General features: G+C 57.8%; 14 protein-coding genes. 7 read left to right on the forward strand and 7 right to left on the reverse strand.

From position 1 onward, the window contains the following. The first annotated feature begins 2 nt into the window (after positions 1-2). Entirely contained in the window at positions 3-1,466 is a 1,464-nt protein-coding gene (locus tag FEM03_RS21840) for a Gfo/Idh/MocA family protein (RefSeq protein WP_138088443.1), read from the forward strand. 46 nt (positions 1,467-1,512) lie between these two features. Next, complete coding sequence (locus FEM03_RS21845) at positions 1,513-2,514, forward strand: Gfo/Idh/MocA family protein (protein WP_138088444.1); 1,002 nt, start codon at positions 1,513-1,515, stop codon at positions 2,512-2,514. A gap of 82 nt (positions 2,515-2,596) precedes the next feature. Here FEM03_RS21845 and FEM03_RS21850 read toward each other — a convergent pair whose 3' ends face one another. The 7 genes from FEM03_RS21850 to FEM03_RS25735 all read right to left on the reverse strand — a co-directional run bounded on the left by FEM03_RS21850 (position 2,597) and on the right by FEM03_RS25735 (position 12,293). Then, entirely contained in the window at positions 2,597-3,532 is a 936-nt protein-coding gene (locus FEM03_RS21850; protein ID WP_138088445.1) for a bifunctional riboflavin kinase/FAD synthetase, read from the reverse strand. Positions 3,533-3,574: 42 nt separating this feature from the next. Then, positions 3,575-4,303 carry a tRNA pseudouridine(55) synthase TruB gene (truB, locus tag FEM03_RS21855; RefSeq protein WP_138088446.1) on the reverse strand — a complete coding sequence of 243 codons (729 nt, stop codon included), beginning with the start codon at positions 4,301-4,303 and terminating at the stop codon, positions 3,575-3,577. Continuing rightward, positions 4,281-5,261 carry a DHH family phosphoesterase gene (locus FEM03_RS21860; RefSeq protein WP_206171106.1) on the reverse strand — a complete coding sequence of 327 codons (981 nt, stop codon included), beginning with the start codon at positions 5,259-5,261 and terminating at the stop codon, positions 4,281-4,283. The genes truB and FEM03_RS21860 overlap by 23 nt, the downstream gene beginning before the upstream one ends. Positions 5,262-5,272: 11 nt before the next feature. After that, positions 5,273-5,689, reverse strand: coding sequence for a 30S ribosome-binding factor RbfA (gene rbfA, locus FEM03_RS21865; RefSeq protein ID WP_166443059.1), 417 nt, complete (start codon positions 5,687-5,689; stop codon positions 5,273-5,275). A gap of 85 nt (positions 5,690-5,774) precedes the next feature. Beyond that, positions 5,775-8,075 carry a translation initiation factor IF-2 gene (gene infB / locus FEM03_RS21870; protein WP_138088449.1) on the reverse strand — a complete coding sequence of 767 codons (2,301 nt, stop codon included), beginning with the start codon at positions 8,073-8,075 and terminating at the stop codon, positions 5,775-5,777. A 121-nt stretch (positions 8,076-8,196) separates the two neighbouring features. Continuing rightward, entirely contained in the window at positions 8,197-9,462 is a 1,266-nt protein-coding gene (gene nusA, locus FEM03_RS21875; protein ID WP_138088450.1) for a transcription termination factor NusA, read from the reverse strand. A gap of 206 nt (positions 9,463-9,668) precedes the next feature. Beyond that, entirely contained in the window at positions 9,669-12,293 is a 2,625-nt protein-coding gene (locus FEM03_RS25735) for a hypothetical protein (RefSeq protein WP_166443060.1), read from the reverse strand. 174 nt (positions 12,294-12,467) lie between these two features. On the opposite strand from FEM03_RS25735, the gene FEM03_RS21885 reads away from it, so the two are divergent. The 5 genes from FEM03_RS21885 (at position 12,468) to FEM03_RS21905 (ending at position 17,294) form a co-directional block, all read left to right on the forward strand. Then, positions 12,468-13,445, forward strand: a complete 978-nt coding sequence (locus FEM03_RS21885; protein WP_138088451.1) for a hypothetical protein — start codon at positions 12,468-12,470, stop codon at positions 13,443-13,445. 74 nt (positions 13,446-13,519) lie between these two features. After that, the gene (locus tag FEM03_RS21890; protein ID WP_138088452.1) at positions 13,520-14,095 is read left to right on the forward strand and encodes a hypothetical protein; all 576 of its coding nucleotides are present in this window, start codon (positions 13,520-13,522) and stop codon (positions 14,093-14,095) included. 266 nt (positions 14,096-14,361) lie between these two features. Then, on the forward strand, positions 14,362-15,318 hold the full coding sequence (locus FEM03_RS21895) for a hypothetical protein (RefSeq protein WP_138088453.1): 957 nt from the start codon (positions 14,362-14,364) through the stop codon (positions 15,316-15,318). Positions 15,319-15,342: 24 nt separating this feature from the next. Further along, on the forward strand, positions 15,343-16,032 hold the full coding sequence (locus FEM03_RS21900; RefSeq protein ID WP_138088454.1) for a hypothetical protein: 690 nt from the start codon (positions 15,343-15,345) through the stop codon (positions 16,030-16,032). A gap of 71 nt (positions 16,033-16,103) precedes the next feature. Continuing rightward, on the forward strand, positions 16,104-17,294 hold the full coding sequence (locus FEM03_RS21905; RefSeq protein WP_138088455.1) for a hypothetical protein: 1,191 nt from the start codon (positions 16,104-16,106) through the stop codon (positions 17,292-17,294). Positions 17,295-17,325: the final 31 nt, after the last annotated feature.

Here is a 17,325-nt window from a genome sequence, read left to right on the forward strand (position 1 = left end):
TCATGCCATCATCACTCTCCCGCCGCCACCTCCTGCGCAACTCCCTCTTCGCCGGCACCGCCCTCGCCCTTCCCACCTGGTCCCGCGCCGCCGGAGCCAACAGCGACATCCGCATCGCCGTGATCGGTTTCAATTCCAAAGGCGCTGGCCACATCAAATCCCTTCTCAAAATCAAAGGCGTTCGCCTCGCGGCCCTCTGCGATGTCGATACCGACGTCATCGACAAACACGTTGAGCAGCTCAAAAAACTCAACCTCACCGTCAAGACCTACGCCGATTACCGCAAGCTCGTTGAAGATCCCGACATCGATGCTGTCGTCATTGCCACTCCGAACCACACCCACACCGTGATCGCTCTCGCCGCCCTCGCCGCAGGCAAGCATGTCTACGTGGAAAAACCCGTCTGCCACAACATCCACGAAGGAGCCCTGCTCGTCGCCGCAGGCAAAAAAGTCGAAGGCAAACTCATCCTTCAACACGGCATGCAACGTCGGTCTGATCCCGGTTGGGACGCCGCCGAAGAATATCTCAAAACCGGTGCCCTCGGCAAAACCGTCCTCTCCCGCGCCATGAACTTCCGCGCCCGTCAAAGCATCGGCCAGGTCACCTCCGCCCAAAAGCCACCCACCACCGTCGACTACGATCTCTGGTCCGGACCACGCGAAATCGTCCCCATCATGCGCGAGCAATTCCACTACGACTGGCACTGGCAATGGGCTTATGGCAACGGCGACATCGGCAACAACGGCCCCCATCAACTCGACGTCGCCCGCCGCGCCATCGGCAACCCCGCCACCCTTCCCCTCCGCGTCATGAGCTTCGGCCACCGCTGGGGATACACCGACAACGGCGAGACCCCCAACAACCAGTTCGCCCTCTACGATTACGGCAACGACACACCGCCCATCCTCTTTGACAATCGCGGCCTTCCGCGCGCAGACATGAACTGGCAAAAAGGCTGGGAACCCGCCTACAAAGGCGTTCGCATCGGCAACATCTATCATTGTGAAGGCGGTTACATCGCCGAATCCAAAGCCTACGACAACCAGGGCAAATGGAACGGCGTCAAATTCCCCATCAACGACGGAGCCGATCACATGAACCACTTCATCTCCTCGATTCAGACCGGCAAACGCGTTCACGAAAATCTCCACATCAACCACGGCTTCCAGGCCGCCGCCCTCGCCCACATGGCCAACATCAGCTATCGCGTCGGCAAACAAATTCCCGTCGACCAAATCCGCGAACGCATCACCAACGACACCCTCATCCTCGAAACCTTCAACGACTTCACCGCCAACCTTGAAGCCAACCAAATCAACCTCGCCACCACCCCGCCCATCCTCGGCCCCTGGCTCACGTTCAATCCCGACACCCTAAAATTCGAAGGCGAGTTCGCCCCCGAAGCCAACTCCATCGCCGAATCCGACACCTACCGCAAAGGCTTCGAACTTACTCAGGTCTAACTCAACCCCAATAAAAAAACCTCCTCTAACTCCGACCCAACTTATCATGCCACGCTTCCTCGCCATCCTCCTCCTCTTCTTCACTTCGTTACCCCTATCCGCCGCCGATCCCATCCGCGCCGGCATCATCGGCCTCGACACCTCCCACGCCGTGGCCTTCACCACCACCCTCAACCAAGGCCCCAAGAAACCCGAAGACGCCCCGAAATTCGCCGGCGTCAAAGTCATCGCCGCCTATCCCCAAGGCAGCAAAGACATTCCCTCCAGCATCGAACGCGTTCCCGAATACACCGAGAAACTCAAAGCCATGGGCGTGACCATCGTCGACTCCATCGAAGCCCTTCTCCCGCTTGTCGATGTCATCTTCCTAGAAAGCAACGACGGCCGCGTCCATCTTGAACAAATCCGCCCCGTCCTCAAAGCAGGCAAGCCCGTCTTCATCGACAAACCCGTCGGCGGTTCCCTCGCCGATGTCCTCACCATCTACGCCGAAGCCAAACAAGCTGGCGTTCCCATCTTCTCCTCCTCATCCCTGCGCTACGGCAAAAACACCCAACTCGTCCGAAACGGTTCCATCGGCCTTCCGAAAACCGCCTTCACCCACAGCCCCGCAAAAATCGAACCCACCCATCCCGACCTCTTCTGGTATGGCATCCATGGGGTCGAATCCCTCGTCACCACCATGGGTCCCGGCTGTCTGTCCGTCAAACGCGGCACCACCCCCGACGGACTCATCCAGGTCACCGGCACCTGGCCCGACCACCGCACCGGGACTTTCATGGAATCCAACACCAGCGACCGCAAAGGTTACGGCGGAAAAGCCACCAGCGTCAATGGCGAAGCCCCTGTCGGCGGCTTTGACACCTATGATCCCCTTCTCGTCGAAATCGTCAAATTCTTCAAAACCCGCAAGTCCCCCGTCTCCGACGAAGAAACCATCGAAATCTACGCCTTCATGGAAGCCGCCGACGAAAGCAAACGTCAGAATGGCGCCGAAGTCACCCTCCAAAGCGTCATCGAAAAAGCCACAGTATCATTGGCCAAATAGCTCCGACTTTCAGTGCATCATCAGTTCAGTTCAGTGTTGTCTATTCAAGGGTAACAAAGCACCGGCATCCGTCGGTGCTTTGTTATTTATCATCGTCACTCGCAGCAATCTCCCGACCGCGCAGCACATCACGACCAATCTGCTCCTTCAACTCCTCCACTCCACTAAACTTCTGCTCATCCCGCAGCTTCTCCACAAACGCCACCTCCATCAGCTTCCCGTAATAATCCCCGCTGACATCCAGCAGATGGACCTCCAGACTACGATCCACGCCACCCACTGTCGGACGATTCCCCAAGTTCGCCACCCCCGCATACTCGATCCCGTCCATCCACGCACGAACCGCATAAACGCCGGTCGGTGGTAACTGCTCATTCTCCACCGCCACATTGGCCGTTGGAAATCCCAATTGCCGTCCCAACTGCCGACCATGCACCACCTCCCCCAACACCGAGTAATCCCGTCCCAGCAATCGCTTCGCCCCCGCAAAATCACCCGCCTTCACCGCTTCCCGAATCCTCGTGCTGCTCACCACCGCACCATCCACCTTCACTTCAGGCACCCCATAAACCCCAAAATCGTGCTCGCTGCCCAGTTCCATCAGTCGATGAATATTCCCCGCCCCGCCTTTGCCAAAACTCCACGAATAACCCACCGACACAAAACCCAAAGGCTGGCACGCCTTCACCAATCGCTCAACAAACTGCCCCGCATCGGTGCGCGACATTGCTTCGTCGAACGGACACACCACCACACAGCCGACGCCGATCCGCTCCAGCAACATCAGCTTGTGCCGCGTGCTGCATAACAATCCCGGCGCATCATTCGGACGCAACACCCGCATCGGATGCGGATCAAAAGTCATCACCACCCCCGTGCCATGATGCTGCTCCGCATGTTCCAGCGCCGCACCAATCACCTCCCGATGCCCCCGATGCACCCCGTCAAATACCCCAATCGCCAAGGCCACCGGACCATGAATCCGTGACAACTCTTCAATGGACGAAAGCACTTGCATGGCAGGAATCAAAAACCATCACCCGCACTTCATCAAGCCCCTTCAAGCTCCACGCAACTTCGAAACATCATACAACGACAGCATCGCCGCCTCCACTTCCTCACGACGTCCCTCCTTCAACATCTCAAAAGTCGCGAACTTTCCTGGCTCCAGCTTGAAACTGCCCGAACGCGTCCGGCGCAAAGAACTCAAATGCGCCGCACAGCCAAGCTTCTGACCAATGTCATGCGCATAGGTGCGCACATAAAATCCTTTGGTGCAAACTACCCTGAAATCAATCTCCGGCAGCTCAATCCTGGTGATCTCGTGATCAAACACATGCACCAACCTCGGCTCACGCTCCACCACCTTGCCCTGACGCGCCAGCTTATACAGCGGCACCCCGTCTTTCTTGATCGCCGAAACCATCGGCGGCAGTTGATAAAAATCCCCACGGAAACCATCAAAGACCTCCTTGATCTGCTCATCCGTAAACGCCGGCACCGGATGCTCCTCAATCACTTCACCTTCTTTGTCCTGAGTCGAAGTCGCCGTGCCCAAAGTCGCCGTGCCGATGTATTCCTTGTCTTCGCTCATCAACAAATCCGACATGCGCGTCGCTTTGCCGATCACCAAAATCAACATGCCGGTCGCCATCGGATCCAGTGTCCCACAATGACCAATTTTTTTCGTGTTCAGGCAGCGTCGTGCCACCGCCACCACATCATGCGAAGTCATTCCGGGGGACTTGTCCACCAACAACACACCATCAACCGATTCGTTTAATTTCATCTTCAAGTGCTTCTAAAAATCTCTGTTCCGCCACCGCCAATGGACCCGCCATTCGCGCTCCTGACGCCATGCGATGTCCCCCGCCACCAAACACCAAACAAACCTTCGACACATCCAGTCGTTCATCCTTGCTGCGCACACTGACGCGCACCCGACCATCCGCCATCTCCTCAAAAATCACCGGACTGATCACCCCATCAATTCCCCGCAACATGTCGATCAAACCTTCGGTATCGCCTGGCTGCGTTCCGATCTCCGACTGCAACTCATGCGACATCGCCCAACTCGCGATGCGATTACCAGCGCTCAATTTCATCTCGTTCAACAACGCCTTCTGCAACAACAAACGCCGCAGCGGAAACGTGTTGTAAAGCTTTTGGCAAAGCTCCCAAAACTGGCTCCCCGCCTCCATCATTTCGGCAATGATCCGGTGCGTGTGCGCCGTCGTGCTGCTGAACTGAAACGATCCCGTATCCGTGCTGATCGCCGTATACAAATGATCCCGCACCACCGCATCCATCGGCAACCCCTGTGACTTCAAAAAATCAAAGATGATCTGCCCCGTCGCCGGCGACGTCATCTCGATGTAATTCAAATGCCCGTATCGCGGATTGGTGCCGTGATGATCCATGTTCACCAACACCTTCGCGCCTGCGAAAACCCGGTTCACGTTGTCGCCCAACCGATCCTTCACCGCCGTGTCCAAAGCCACCGCCACATCAAGATTCTCAATGGATTCCGGCGGCTGCTCCACCAATCCGACCTCCGGCAAAAACGCCAGATTGAGCGGCACCTTGTCTTCGCTCAAAATCCTCACCTTCTTGCCCGCCAGCATCAGACTATGCCCCAAGGCCACGATGGACCCAATCGCGTCTCCATCGGGCCGCACATGACCCGCAATCGCGATGGTTTCGGCATTGCGCAAAACTTCGCCGATATGATCAAAGCTGTCGTTCATCGCCATCGACATCAGCTTTTTTTGTCATCACCTTTCTCGACATCATCGTCGTCGTCCATCACCCGGCTGTCGTCATACTCACCCTCGGGCAACGGCTCAGGAAGGTTCTCAATCGCATGCAAAATCTTCACCCCACGCTCAATCGAGTTGTCATACTTGAAATGCAAGGTCGGTGAGTTTTTGAGAATCACCCGCTTGAACAACTCGCGCTGCAAGGTCACGCGCATGTCGTTCAATTTGTAAACCGCTTCGCGCGGATCACCCTCGCCACCCAGCACCCCCACAAAAATGAAGCACTGCTTCAAATCGGGCGTGATGTCCACATCGTGAATCGTCACCAAGGCACCTGGAAAAGTCACATGCCTTTCCATGATGGTTCCCAACTCACGGCGGATAAGTTCTTTGACCCGAAGAAGGCGGTGATTCATGGATGTTTTAAATTCAAGTTCACAGAGTCGGCTCAGCCCGGGTCCATAAAATGTGAACCCCAAACCTTGCCGCTCCATCCACTACTTACAGCGTCTGCGCCATCTTCTCGAGCTCGTAACACTCGATGATGTCTTCTTCCTGATACTCGTGATAATTGGCAACGCGGATACCGCACTCCAGGCCATTGCGGACCTCAGGCACTTCCTCGTGGAAACGACGCAGGGTATCCATGTGACCATCGAACACCGGCTGACCATCGCGGATCACACGGGCTCTCGCCTTGCGATCAATACGACCATCCGTCACCGCACAACCAGCCACACGACCGCGGGTAAGCTTGAACACCACCTTCACCCGTGCATGACCCAGCACCTTCTCGCGCGTCAACGGATCAAGCAGACCAAGCATGGCCTCTTTCACCTGGTCGAACAATTCGTAGATGATGCTGTAAAGTTTCACCTGAACGCCTTCACGCTTGGCCGTGGCCACCGCGTTGTTTTCGACCTTCACGTTGAAACCAATGACGATCGCATCCGAAGCACTTGCCAAAAGAATGTCGCCTTCAGAAATCGGACCTGCCGCGCTGTGCAGAATTTGCACCTTCGCCTTCTCGCTCTTGATGTTGAGCAACTCTTTGGTGATCGCTTCCAGCGAACCCTGCACATCCGTTTTAAGGACAATTTTAAGCGCCTTTTTCTCACCATCGGAAATGCCAGCAAACAATGCTTCCAAACGACTGCGACTTGGAGCAAGAAGCTTCGTCTGACGAATCTCCTCCTGCCTCTCCTCGCTCAAACGCTTGGCGGCACGCTCGTTTTCCATCTCGACGACTTCATCGCCAACACGAGGCAGACCACTGAAACCGACCACCTCTGCAGGCATGCCAGGTTTCACTTCTTTGATCGACTGACCGAAGTCATTGATCAGATTTTTTACCTTGCCCCAGTAAGGACCGCAGATGAAAGGCTCGCCCACTTTGAGCGTGCCGTTTTGCACGATCACTGTGGCGGTTGGTCCACGACCCGGATCCATGCGTGATTCAATCACCGTCGCACGCATCGGTGCCTTCGGATCCGCACGCAGATCAAGCACTTCCGCTTGCAGAGACATCGTCTCCAAAAAGTTTTCCATCCCGATGCCCTTGGTCGCAGAGACCTCAAGCACTTCCGTCTCGCCACCCCACTCGACCGGCATCAAACCTGCGTCCTGCAGCTGCTGCTTGATTCGCATCGGATTCGCACCTGGCAGATCGCTCTTGTTGATGGCGCACATGATCGTCACTCCCGCCGCTTTCGCGTGGTTCAAAGCTTCCACCGTCTGCGGTTTGAAACCGTCATCGGCCGCAACCACCAACACCACGATGTCCGTCACACTCGCACCACGGGCACGCATCTCAGAGAACGCGGCGTGACCTGGAGTATCAATGAAAGTTACCGGACGGCCTTGGAAAGTAATGCTGTAAGCACCAATGTGCTGGGTGATGCCACCCGCTTCGCCCTTCACGACCGAAGTCTTGCGAACTGCATCCAGAAGCGAAGTTTTGCCATGGTCAACGTGACCCATGAAAGTGATGATCGGCGCACGCAGCTCAAAGGTGTCCTGCTCTTCAACCGTTTCAGGCTTCGGCGGCGGTGGCGGCTCTTCATACTTCTCTTCAACCTTGTGAACGCCCGCGCCTTTTTCGCGCTTCTCTTTCTCAAAGATGAAACCGTGTTTCTCGCAAATTTTTGCGGCGATCTCGGGCTCGATGGCCGTGTCGGTCTTCGCGAACACCTTGAACTCAATCAGATCTTTGATCACCAAAAACACCTTCAAGCCCATCTTCTCAGACAGTTCCTTGACGATGATCGGTGGCTTGAGATGGATGATCTTGCTGTCGACTTCCTCTTCGGCCTGAACGGTGCCATCAGCGGATGCCACTTCAGTCGCATCGGCCACCACCGGAGCAGGCACAGGTGCTGGCGGAGGTGTTGGCTCTTCTTCCTGACGCAGCAACGAAATCGGAGTCAGCACGCTGCCGATCGGAGCAGTAATCTGTCCCACCGCACGCGGCTTTTTACGACCTTCCTGGCGACGCTCCGTCTCCTCAAAAAGGGAAAGTGCACTGGCTTTTTCCTCATCGAGCGTCTTTTTGGGAGGCTCAATAGGGGCCACTGGTTTCGAAGGATCCACCTTGGGTTTCGATGCTCCAAGTGGCGCAAAATTGGAGGCTGGCTTCAAATCGCCATTGCGGCGTTTCGGCTTGGCAGTCTTGTCGTCATCAATCAACGAAAGTGTTTCACCGGCCTTGGCTCCCTTCTGTTGACGCGAGGCCGCCTGACCGTCCTCTGGGGAGGCTGAGGGGCTGCGTTTGGTAGTTTTGGGAGTCGAGGTTTTGGTAGCCATGTAATAGGACGACGGGTTCAGAGCAGAAATAATTAATGAGAGGGACTAGGGGTGGATAAAACGTGTGAAAGAGAAGAATAAATCAGGTGAATAGCGACGACTGGAAACCGCCGACGGTCTATTAAACCGCCGCCGACCCCGACGTTTTGGCAGCCACCTTGTCGACGATCGCACGAGCAAGCTCCAGATCACCATCAAGCATCTCAGCCAGGTCTTCCGCATCAGCAGTGGCCAGCACCGACAGGTCGGGAATACCGTTGTCCACCAATTTGCGGGCGACATCTTCGCTCACATCCAGGGATTTTGCAAGCTGATGCACTGCGACGTCCACGTGTCCTTCGAACACTTTGACCGCATGCTCATCTTTCTCGATCACCAAATCATAACCAATCAACCGCGAGGTCAGCCGGGCATTTTGGCCTTTACGACCGATGGCCTTGGACAATTCCTCTTCGCTCACCGTCAAATGCACGCGCTTGTGCTCTTCATCCACATGAATGGAGAGAATTTTGATGGGCTTTAGCGCTTCCTTGGTGAACTCCGAAACGTCTTTGCTCCAGCGGATGATGTCGACCTTCTCGTTGTTGAGCTCACGGACAATGTTCTTCACCCGCGCTCCACGCAGGCCCACGCAGGCACCCACCGGATCGACTTTGTCGTCGGCGCTGTTCACCGCGACCTTGGTCCGGTAACCCGCTTCACGGGCGATGCTGACAATCTCCACCGTGCGGTCGGAGATTTCGCTTACTTCAAACTCAAACAGACGGCGAACAAAGTTCGGATGACTCCGGGACAGGATGATCTCCGGACCACGCGAAGTGCTTTTCTCCACCGCTTTGACGTAAAAACGCATGCGGTCGCCCGAGGTGTAGTCTTCGGTCGGCACCCGCTCACGCGAGGTCATCACGCCTTCAAATTTGCCGAGGTCCACCACCACATCCGACTTGTCGAAACGGCGAATCGTGCCGTTCACCACATCGCCGGTGCGATCCTTAAATTCTTCGTAAAGATTGGCTTTTTCAGCCTCACGCAGACGCTGCATCCAGGTTTGCTTGGCCGTCTGGGCCGCAATACGACCAAAATCTTTGGGCGTGACTTCGATGTCAATCTCGTCGCCAATTTGCGCATCTGGCTTCAGCTTGCGGGCATTTTTGATGGAAAGCTCCTCAAACGGATTTTGCGGTTTGCCTTCGACTGCAAGAAGTTTTGCATAGGCCTTGATCGCCCCTTTTTCAGGATCAATTTCGATACGCAATTCACGCGCCGGGCCGATGCTGCGCTTCGATGCCGCCAGCAATGCACTCTGGAGGGCGTCGACCATTTTCTCACGGTCGATGCCTTTCTCCTTCTCGTAATATTCAAAAAGGGCTTTTAGTTCGCTAATCATAACCTTGTAGGGCTGCCTCACTGGAACGAAAAAGAGCGGGACAAGTCCCACTCTCAAGCCAGGAGATTCGGTCTCAAGTCATTCGCCCAGTAAAGGAACGCTTAACCTAAGACAGCCAGCGCCAGCCGCAAGCAATTTCTCCTTTCAGAAGAAACTAGCGACGATTCCAGTCGCTGAACACTTGCCTGACCGGGAGGTAATATTTGCTAATAAATCTTTTGCCCCGCCGCCACCCGGCGCCCCTCCCGTTCATGCGCCCGCATCACCTCCAGCCGTAACGCCTCGTGCAGGTCCGCCTGCAACATGAAACCATTTGCCTTCACTACTTCACACGCCCTCAAACTCGCCGCCGAGGCCCTCTTAAGCACCTCCCTCCCTCCGCCCCGACGCCATTCTTCCAGCGCCTCTCGCGCCTCCAACGCCTCCAACAACCCCAACTGCTGCACCAACGGAATCCGCTCCAACCGCTCCACCACCGCCTCCCGTCCCAGTCGATATTCCTCCAACTCCCCGCTCTCCACCAAAAAACGCCAGTAGGTCACCAGCAACAACGGCGGCAACACCCACCCATCCAGCCCACCATAATTGCGGATCGCGTAGTCAAACAAACGCCTGGCCCGCTCCCGTCTCCCCTCCGCAAACACGCAATAAGCCAGATGACACACCGGTGCCAGCAACACATGCGGCGGTGCATCCGTGAAACTCCCCACCCAACGCGCCACATTCGCCACCGGCGTCAAAATTCGCCGCGCCTCGGCATACCGACCCTGCGCCATGCAAACGTAACCCAAAACCGCCGCCGCCTGCATCGCATGCTGCGGTCGCGCACGTCGTAACGACCGGCTCAACGCCCGTCGCAACACTCGTTCCCCTTCCTCAACCCGGTTGATCATCGACAACCCAAAACCCGCCGAAGCCTGCGCAATCGGATGCGCCTCCGTCGGTAAATCCGGATGCAACCTCTCCCACGGCACCTCCCAAAACGACGCCCAGGCCCGCAGACAAAGGTGAAACTCCCCCAAATGCCCCGTCATGTGATACTCCCTCCCCCCACGCATGATCCGCCGCCACGCCAACTCCTGCCAGCACTCCGCCAGCCGTCCCGCCTCCCGCGCATGACGAAACGCCCTCAACAACGCCTCATACTCTTCACGCCTCACCGGATGCTCCGGAATCGACTGATCCCCACGGATCTTCTCATACATCCACAAATGCGCCTGCCGGTAAGCCTCCGGCTGCCGTCTTCGAAAACTCTCGCCAAAATGCTCTGCCACCAACGCATGACACTGAATCAACTCCCCCCAACTGATCAACCCCGCCTCGTTCAACTCCCCCAACGCCCCACGAACCATCGCCGACGACCCAATCCCATCCGTGATCCCCGGCAGCTTCGGCCCGTCAAAAATGAAATCACAAAACCCATCAAAACTCACCCCATGATCAAAAACACTCAACAACCACAACATCACCCCGCCCATCATCCCCTGCATCTGCTCCTCATACCCCTCCATCACCCTCCTCGCATGATCCACCCCCGGCACATCCGCAATGGCCAGCAACGCATCATTCTCCACCGCCGCCCCGGCCCTCCCCCCATAAGCCCGATGCAAATACCCCCCCAGCAACCGCAACGTCAGCGGGTGTCCGCCCCCCCCCCGCACCACCCCCGCCATCTCCCGCCCCCCCCCGCTCCCCCCCATCCGGTTCAACAACACCCCCCCCGCCTCAGCATCCAGCGGCCCCAACTTCAACGTCCTCACCCCACCCAAATCCGGCAAAGCCAACCGCGAGACCAACACACAATTCAATGTCGAACACCGCACCGCCTCATGCAAAAAACCCCGCACCGCCGGATCATGCGGCTCCCCCATCCCCGCCCCACGCGCCTGCTGCAAGCCCTCCAACCCATCCAACAACACCAAAGTCGACCGCATCGCCGCCGCCCGCGCCGCCATCACCCCACGCTGAAACGCACTCCCATCCGGCATCTCCACCCCACAAAAATTCATCAACGCCTCAAAACACGCGTCCGCCGACATCGTCTGGTCCTGCGCATGACTCTGCTCTGCAAACGACCACCCAAAAACCCGCTCATACCTCAGCCTGCCCTCCCGCAGCCGCCGCTCCAGCCAATGCCCCAACAACACCGTCTTCCCCCCACCCCCAACCCCCACCACCTGCAACACCGGCCCCCGATCCAGCTCCGCATCCAACAATTTCAACTCCTCCTCCCTCCCCACAAACAAACCACCCGTCATCGGAAAATGCCCCAACTCCAACTCCGGAGCCGCCATCCCCCCAGCATCCCCCGCCTGCCACTTCGGCCACAACCCCGACCACTCCGCCACCATCCCACGCAACGCGTCAACCCCCAACACATCCCCATCCAAAAAACGCAACCTCACCGCCCCCGCCGGCAAACGCTCCCCCGCCACACACACCCGCCGCTTCACCTTGCCCCGCTCACTCCGACCCGCATTCACCACCTCCAACAGACTCTTCAAATGGCACAACCCATCCTCCTCCGTAAACGGGGCCGCCGCCGAACTTCGCTCCGGATGCTCCCATAAATAAAACAAGGTCTGCGCCGGACTCGACTCGTCCCCCTCAATCCAACTCCCTTCCTCCGCATTCAATACATAGCGCGCCAGCAACAAACACAACGCTTTCAACGACTTCGTCCACGCAAACGACCTCCCCGCCCGGGCAAAACGATCCCCGCGGAAACATTCCTGCACCCCCGCCCCTGATCGAGGTCGGAACCTCACACGCTCAAGGGTCCATCCCCTCGCGTCCTGCAAAAACTCCAACTCGAGCTGCGCCCCCTCCATTAGCGCTCACTATGAACAAACAAGACCCTCGATCAAGCACAAGTGAACTGCCCCGGAAAACAATCACGGAAGACACCATGGGGAAAAAAACTAGCCTTCCCAAGTCTGCCGACACCTCACAAACCTCCCGGCTCATTTCGCCAACAATACCATCAACCAGTCAACCATCACCACATGTCCACCAAAACTCATCCTCAAGACTCCACCCTCCGCCGGGTTTCATTCCTCATCGCCGCAATCACCTGGCTTTCCAGCCCGTCCTTGAGTCACTCAAAAAATGCCGGCAAAAACGATACCATCCCCTCCACCGGGTCAAGCTCCGGATCATCCGCCCCCACCGGCTCCCCCAACACCCAGCCAACCCAATACAACACCTTTATCCCAAGCATCCACGGCTTGAATTTTATCAACTCATTCAACACCAGCCACTTCGCCGACAAATTGAACATGGACCGCTGGCGCGAAAAATTCGACGATAAACTGCTGAAACTCGTGCCGGACGAGATCGCCTTCGCAAGAGGCTATGGCCTCTGTGGCGGGATGTCCTTCGTTGCCCTCGACTTCTTTCACGCCAAACGTCCCATACCCACAGACACAGCGGTCCCCGCCCCCGAAACCCCCTTGTTTAAATACATCTTCGCCCGCCAGCTCGACTCCTTTGGCACCGGCTATGCCGAAACCTCCAAGTTCAGGTTCCGCATGGAATATCAGGACGAGGCCGTCGAATACATGACAGGCACCGAGGAACTCCCCAACATCCTCAGCAAAACCACGCCACAAAACCCCGTCGTGATCGGCATGGTCAACGTCGACAGAGAGGGCAAACCCTGGGACAACCACCAGGTCGTCGCCCACAAGGTGACCCGCATCAACGCCACCACCTCCCACGTCTGGCTATACGATCCGAACTATCCCAATCACGACAACATCTATTTCGAAATCAAAACCCGCAGCGTCGTCTTCAAAGATCTGCCCCTCGGAGTCCGCACCCTCATCCAGACCCGCAAAGTGACGGGCAGAAACGCCAACGTCACCCTCGCAAAAGTCCTCCAAAAATGGACCGACCCAACCTCCAACACCAGCGGCACCATCAAACCCGTCCGTGGCATTTTTATCATGCCCTACACCAAAAAAAACCCTCCTTCCTTGTGAGCCATAGCCCCCTTTCCCCACCAACATTCCTCATCCAAGCACCCACAGCATCCGCCCCCCAATTCATCCATCCCATGAAGCATCTTCCTCTCCTCATGGCTGCCGCCACCCTCCTTCTCCCCTCATGTGGCGAGAAACCCGACCGCACCGCCACAACCGCCAGCGCCTCCAGTGGCCCTGACAGCAGCAGCCCCTCCAAAACCTCCTCCAACCAAAGCCACCTGGAAAAACTGCTCACCCGGCACCTGGGTGCCACCGACTTCAAGACCACCATCCATCAACCCGAAGTCACCCACCTCACCTGCACCATGCCAGACGGCGAAAAACGCACCTGGGTCCTCAGCATCATCACCCACCCCGGGCAGGTCGGCACCTACACTCAAATGGTGGGAAAAAATCGCGCCACCCCGGGTTTTGAACGTGACCTCGAACAAGGCGCCTTCTGGGGTCACAACGGAGAACCCACCCTCACCGTCATCTCACGCAACGACCTCGCCTTCGTCCTTGCCAATCACACCTCATTACCCTTCCACCAACTGGCCGCCGCCATCACCAATCCCGAAATCGGCGGCAAATGGCGCTCCGACGCCGCCAAAATCGCCATCCCGCTGGCCGATCATCTCCGCAAAACCTTTCCTTCAAAAAACTGAAACCGTTCACTGATGAACACACCGATCGTGGAGTGACTCACTCTGCCCTACGCCCGCCCGCCGAAACAACCTCTGCCCGCGCAGCCATGCGATGACTCACCAGCCTCTCTCTCCTCGCCGCCACCATCATCCCCGCCACCGCCCGCACCCCCTGTCAATCTCATCGACTTCAAAATCCACCCCTCCGAAATAACACCTGAATGCAACTCAGCGCCCCCCAAAACCACGGAGAGCGAGACAAATCCCACTCTTATCCTTCCCCAGCCATGAAAAACACCGCCCTGGCCACACTCAGCGCCCTGCTCTTCACTTTCGCCACCGCCGCCCACGCCGGATCCGTCACCCTACCCGACATCGAAGGCGTGCTAAAATCCAACCCCCGCTTCATTGCCATCCTCGACACCCTCGGATTCGAACAAAACGGCACCAGCAACCGCCTCGGCCGCCACTACGGCACCGTTGGCGGCGCACGCGTCGGCCCCTACACCTTCAAAGCCCGCGCCAATCAGGCCAGCGGACCCACCGTCTTCAACGTCATCCTCCACACCAACTGGCATCTCGAAGACAACGACGGCAACACCTTCATAGGCGACCCCCCCGAACCCCCGTCCGACAACCGCCCCCTGCACATCCGGGAACGGCTCACCCGCATTGAAATCAACGACAACACCACTCCCCCCAACACCCCTGCCGGAAAACCACGCCAACCCTCCCGCCACGACCCCAAACCCCCCGGCCGCACCCCCGACCAAGATCAGTCCTCAACCAATACCGAACCCAACATGCCCCACCAGCCCCCCGCCGGTCCATCACCAAACCACAACAACACCACCGGCTCCACCACCCTCAGCGGCACTTTCGCCCAAGGCGATTACCTCTACGCTGCCGAGTATTATTGCGACAACTACCTCGTCAAACTCAAGGCTGGCGACACCCTGCAAGCCACCCTCAGCAGCGTCGACGCAATCCCGGAGATCATGACCAGAAAGAACCAATGGACCGGCAGCAAAGGTCCACGCCACAGCCCCCAAATCCCCGGCGAACCCGCCCAGATCACCTACACCGCCGAAGCCGAAGACGCCCTCATCCTCCTCATAACCAACAAAAACAAACACACCCCCGGCACCTACCAGCTGGCCATCACCATCAACGGCCAACCCCTCACCCCCCCAAACCCGCTCCCCGCCCCCCACACCGACAAACGCATCATCCCCCTGAACTGATTCGAAAAACACCAAAAAATACCCATGCCCATCGACCAGATCCTCATCATCGGCCTCATCGCCCTCGCCTCCATTGCCACCCCCATGCTCATCAAAGCTTTTGGCAAAGGCCGTCAGCAGGCCGCCGACATCCTCGGCTTGCAGCTCGACGAAAAAATCACCGCCCCCCCCGACCCCAACAGGCCCGACGAGGTCCCGCTCATGACCGGCCATCTCCACGGCCTCCCCGCCACCGTGTTCGTCTCCGTAACAAACCGCCGCGTCGGCGTCAACGTCGGCCGCGAACGCAACACCATCGGCCAGGCCAAAACCCACCTTGCCCTCGCCCTACCCCATCCCTCCCCCCTCACCCTCACCATTTCCCCCATTCTCAACGCCACCCTCTATCGCGAGCCCGCCCCCACCGACCCCGTTGTTCCCACCAACGACACCACCTTTGACCAGGCATTCCTCCTCAGCAGCAACAACCCTGAGACTGCCCTCAACCTCATTGACGCCCCCTTCCGCCAGCAACTCATCGACCTCCGCCGCTCACTCCTCCCCAGCGCCCCCAACAACGCCGTCGGTCACGCCACCGCCAGCCTCCTCATGGGCCGCCTCACGCTCGAACCCGACCGCCTCCGCTACACCTTGCGCGGCACCCCCAACGCCAAAATCGCCAACCACCTCCAGGCCGCCTCAATGCTCATGGCCCAGCTCATCAAAAAACTCTAACGACCGGCCTCATGAACCACCTTGGCCTAAGCTGTTCAACCGCAGCCATTGACATCAAAACCACCATCACCATGAAATCACTCGCGGTCATCCTCCTCGCCGGCATCTGCCTCCTCCCCTCCCTGCTCCCCGGCCAAACAACCGACAATCCCACCCCCTGGAACGGCACCTGGACAACCAAATATGGCCAGCTCCGCCTCATCCAGGACGGACGCCGCGTCTACGGTGACTACCATGACGCCGGTTACATCGAAGCCCGCACCGCCGCCACCAACCCCAACATCCTGCGCGGCACCTTCCAACGCAAAGACGGCCAATGGGGCCTCTTCCAGTTCAATCTTGCCAGGAACCAACGGCACTTTTCTGGCGCATGGAACTACAATACCGTGCCGGACGCCAATGCCGAGAAGTGGACCGGCGAAAAAACCACCGACATACCCGGCCCCATCGTCAACGCCGTCGGCAAAAAACTCTACTGGGCCAAACCCTACGAAAACCGCTTCCCCGAAGACATCGCCAAATGGGTCAGTTCCAGCGACACCCCACCCCGTCCCGATCCCCCCAAACCCACCCCCATGCCCAACCCCCTCGTCGACGACCGCAACCCCCGCCCCAAACCCAAACCCCTCGAAAATGCCGTCGTCCGCGTCCGCCTCTACGGCATCCAGGGCAAATTTTCCCGCGGCTTGGGAAACCTCGGCGTATGGGTCTCACACGACCTCAGCGGTAGCTTCTACACCAACGCCTCACTTGTCGACAAAAACGGCAACCGCACCCGGCTCCTGGAAATGAATGGAGTTCCAGAAATGATCTGGAAACGCGATGCCCACAATCCCCACAAAGCCTTCGCCAGAGATACACGCAAAAAATACGTTGGTGGGGCCGACCCTCAAAAAACCAACCCGCCCCCTGCCATCGTCCGCAGCATGGCTGAATGGGAACGCAAAAACGACGCCGTCCTCGACTATTTCTGGAACAACCTGTTCGACCCCGCCCTGGAGGTTCGCTTCAACGTCCCGCTCGATGAGCTCAACCACCCGGACAACCAGCTTCGCGTCCAGCTCTCCGGATTTCTTTTCGAAGTCAATGCCCGCAAAAAAGAAGAAGCCCGTGGCCGCGCCGAAGTCGTCTGGCTGTTCCAAAAAGATCCCATGAAAAGCTCCGGCGACTTCAAAACCATGGTCTGGAAACCCAGCCGCGGCGACTCTGGCGTCGAATGGTTCGTCCACGCCGCCGCCTCATTCTCCTACCCTGGCCATTAACTCATAAATTCACCCACCCACCCATCTCCCC

The organism is Phragmitibacter flavus, assembly GCF_005780165.1.
Lineage (GTDB): Bacteria > Verrucomicrobiota > Verrucomicrobiia > Verrucomicrobiales > Verrucomicrobiaceae > Phragmitibacter > Phragmitibacter flavus.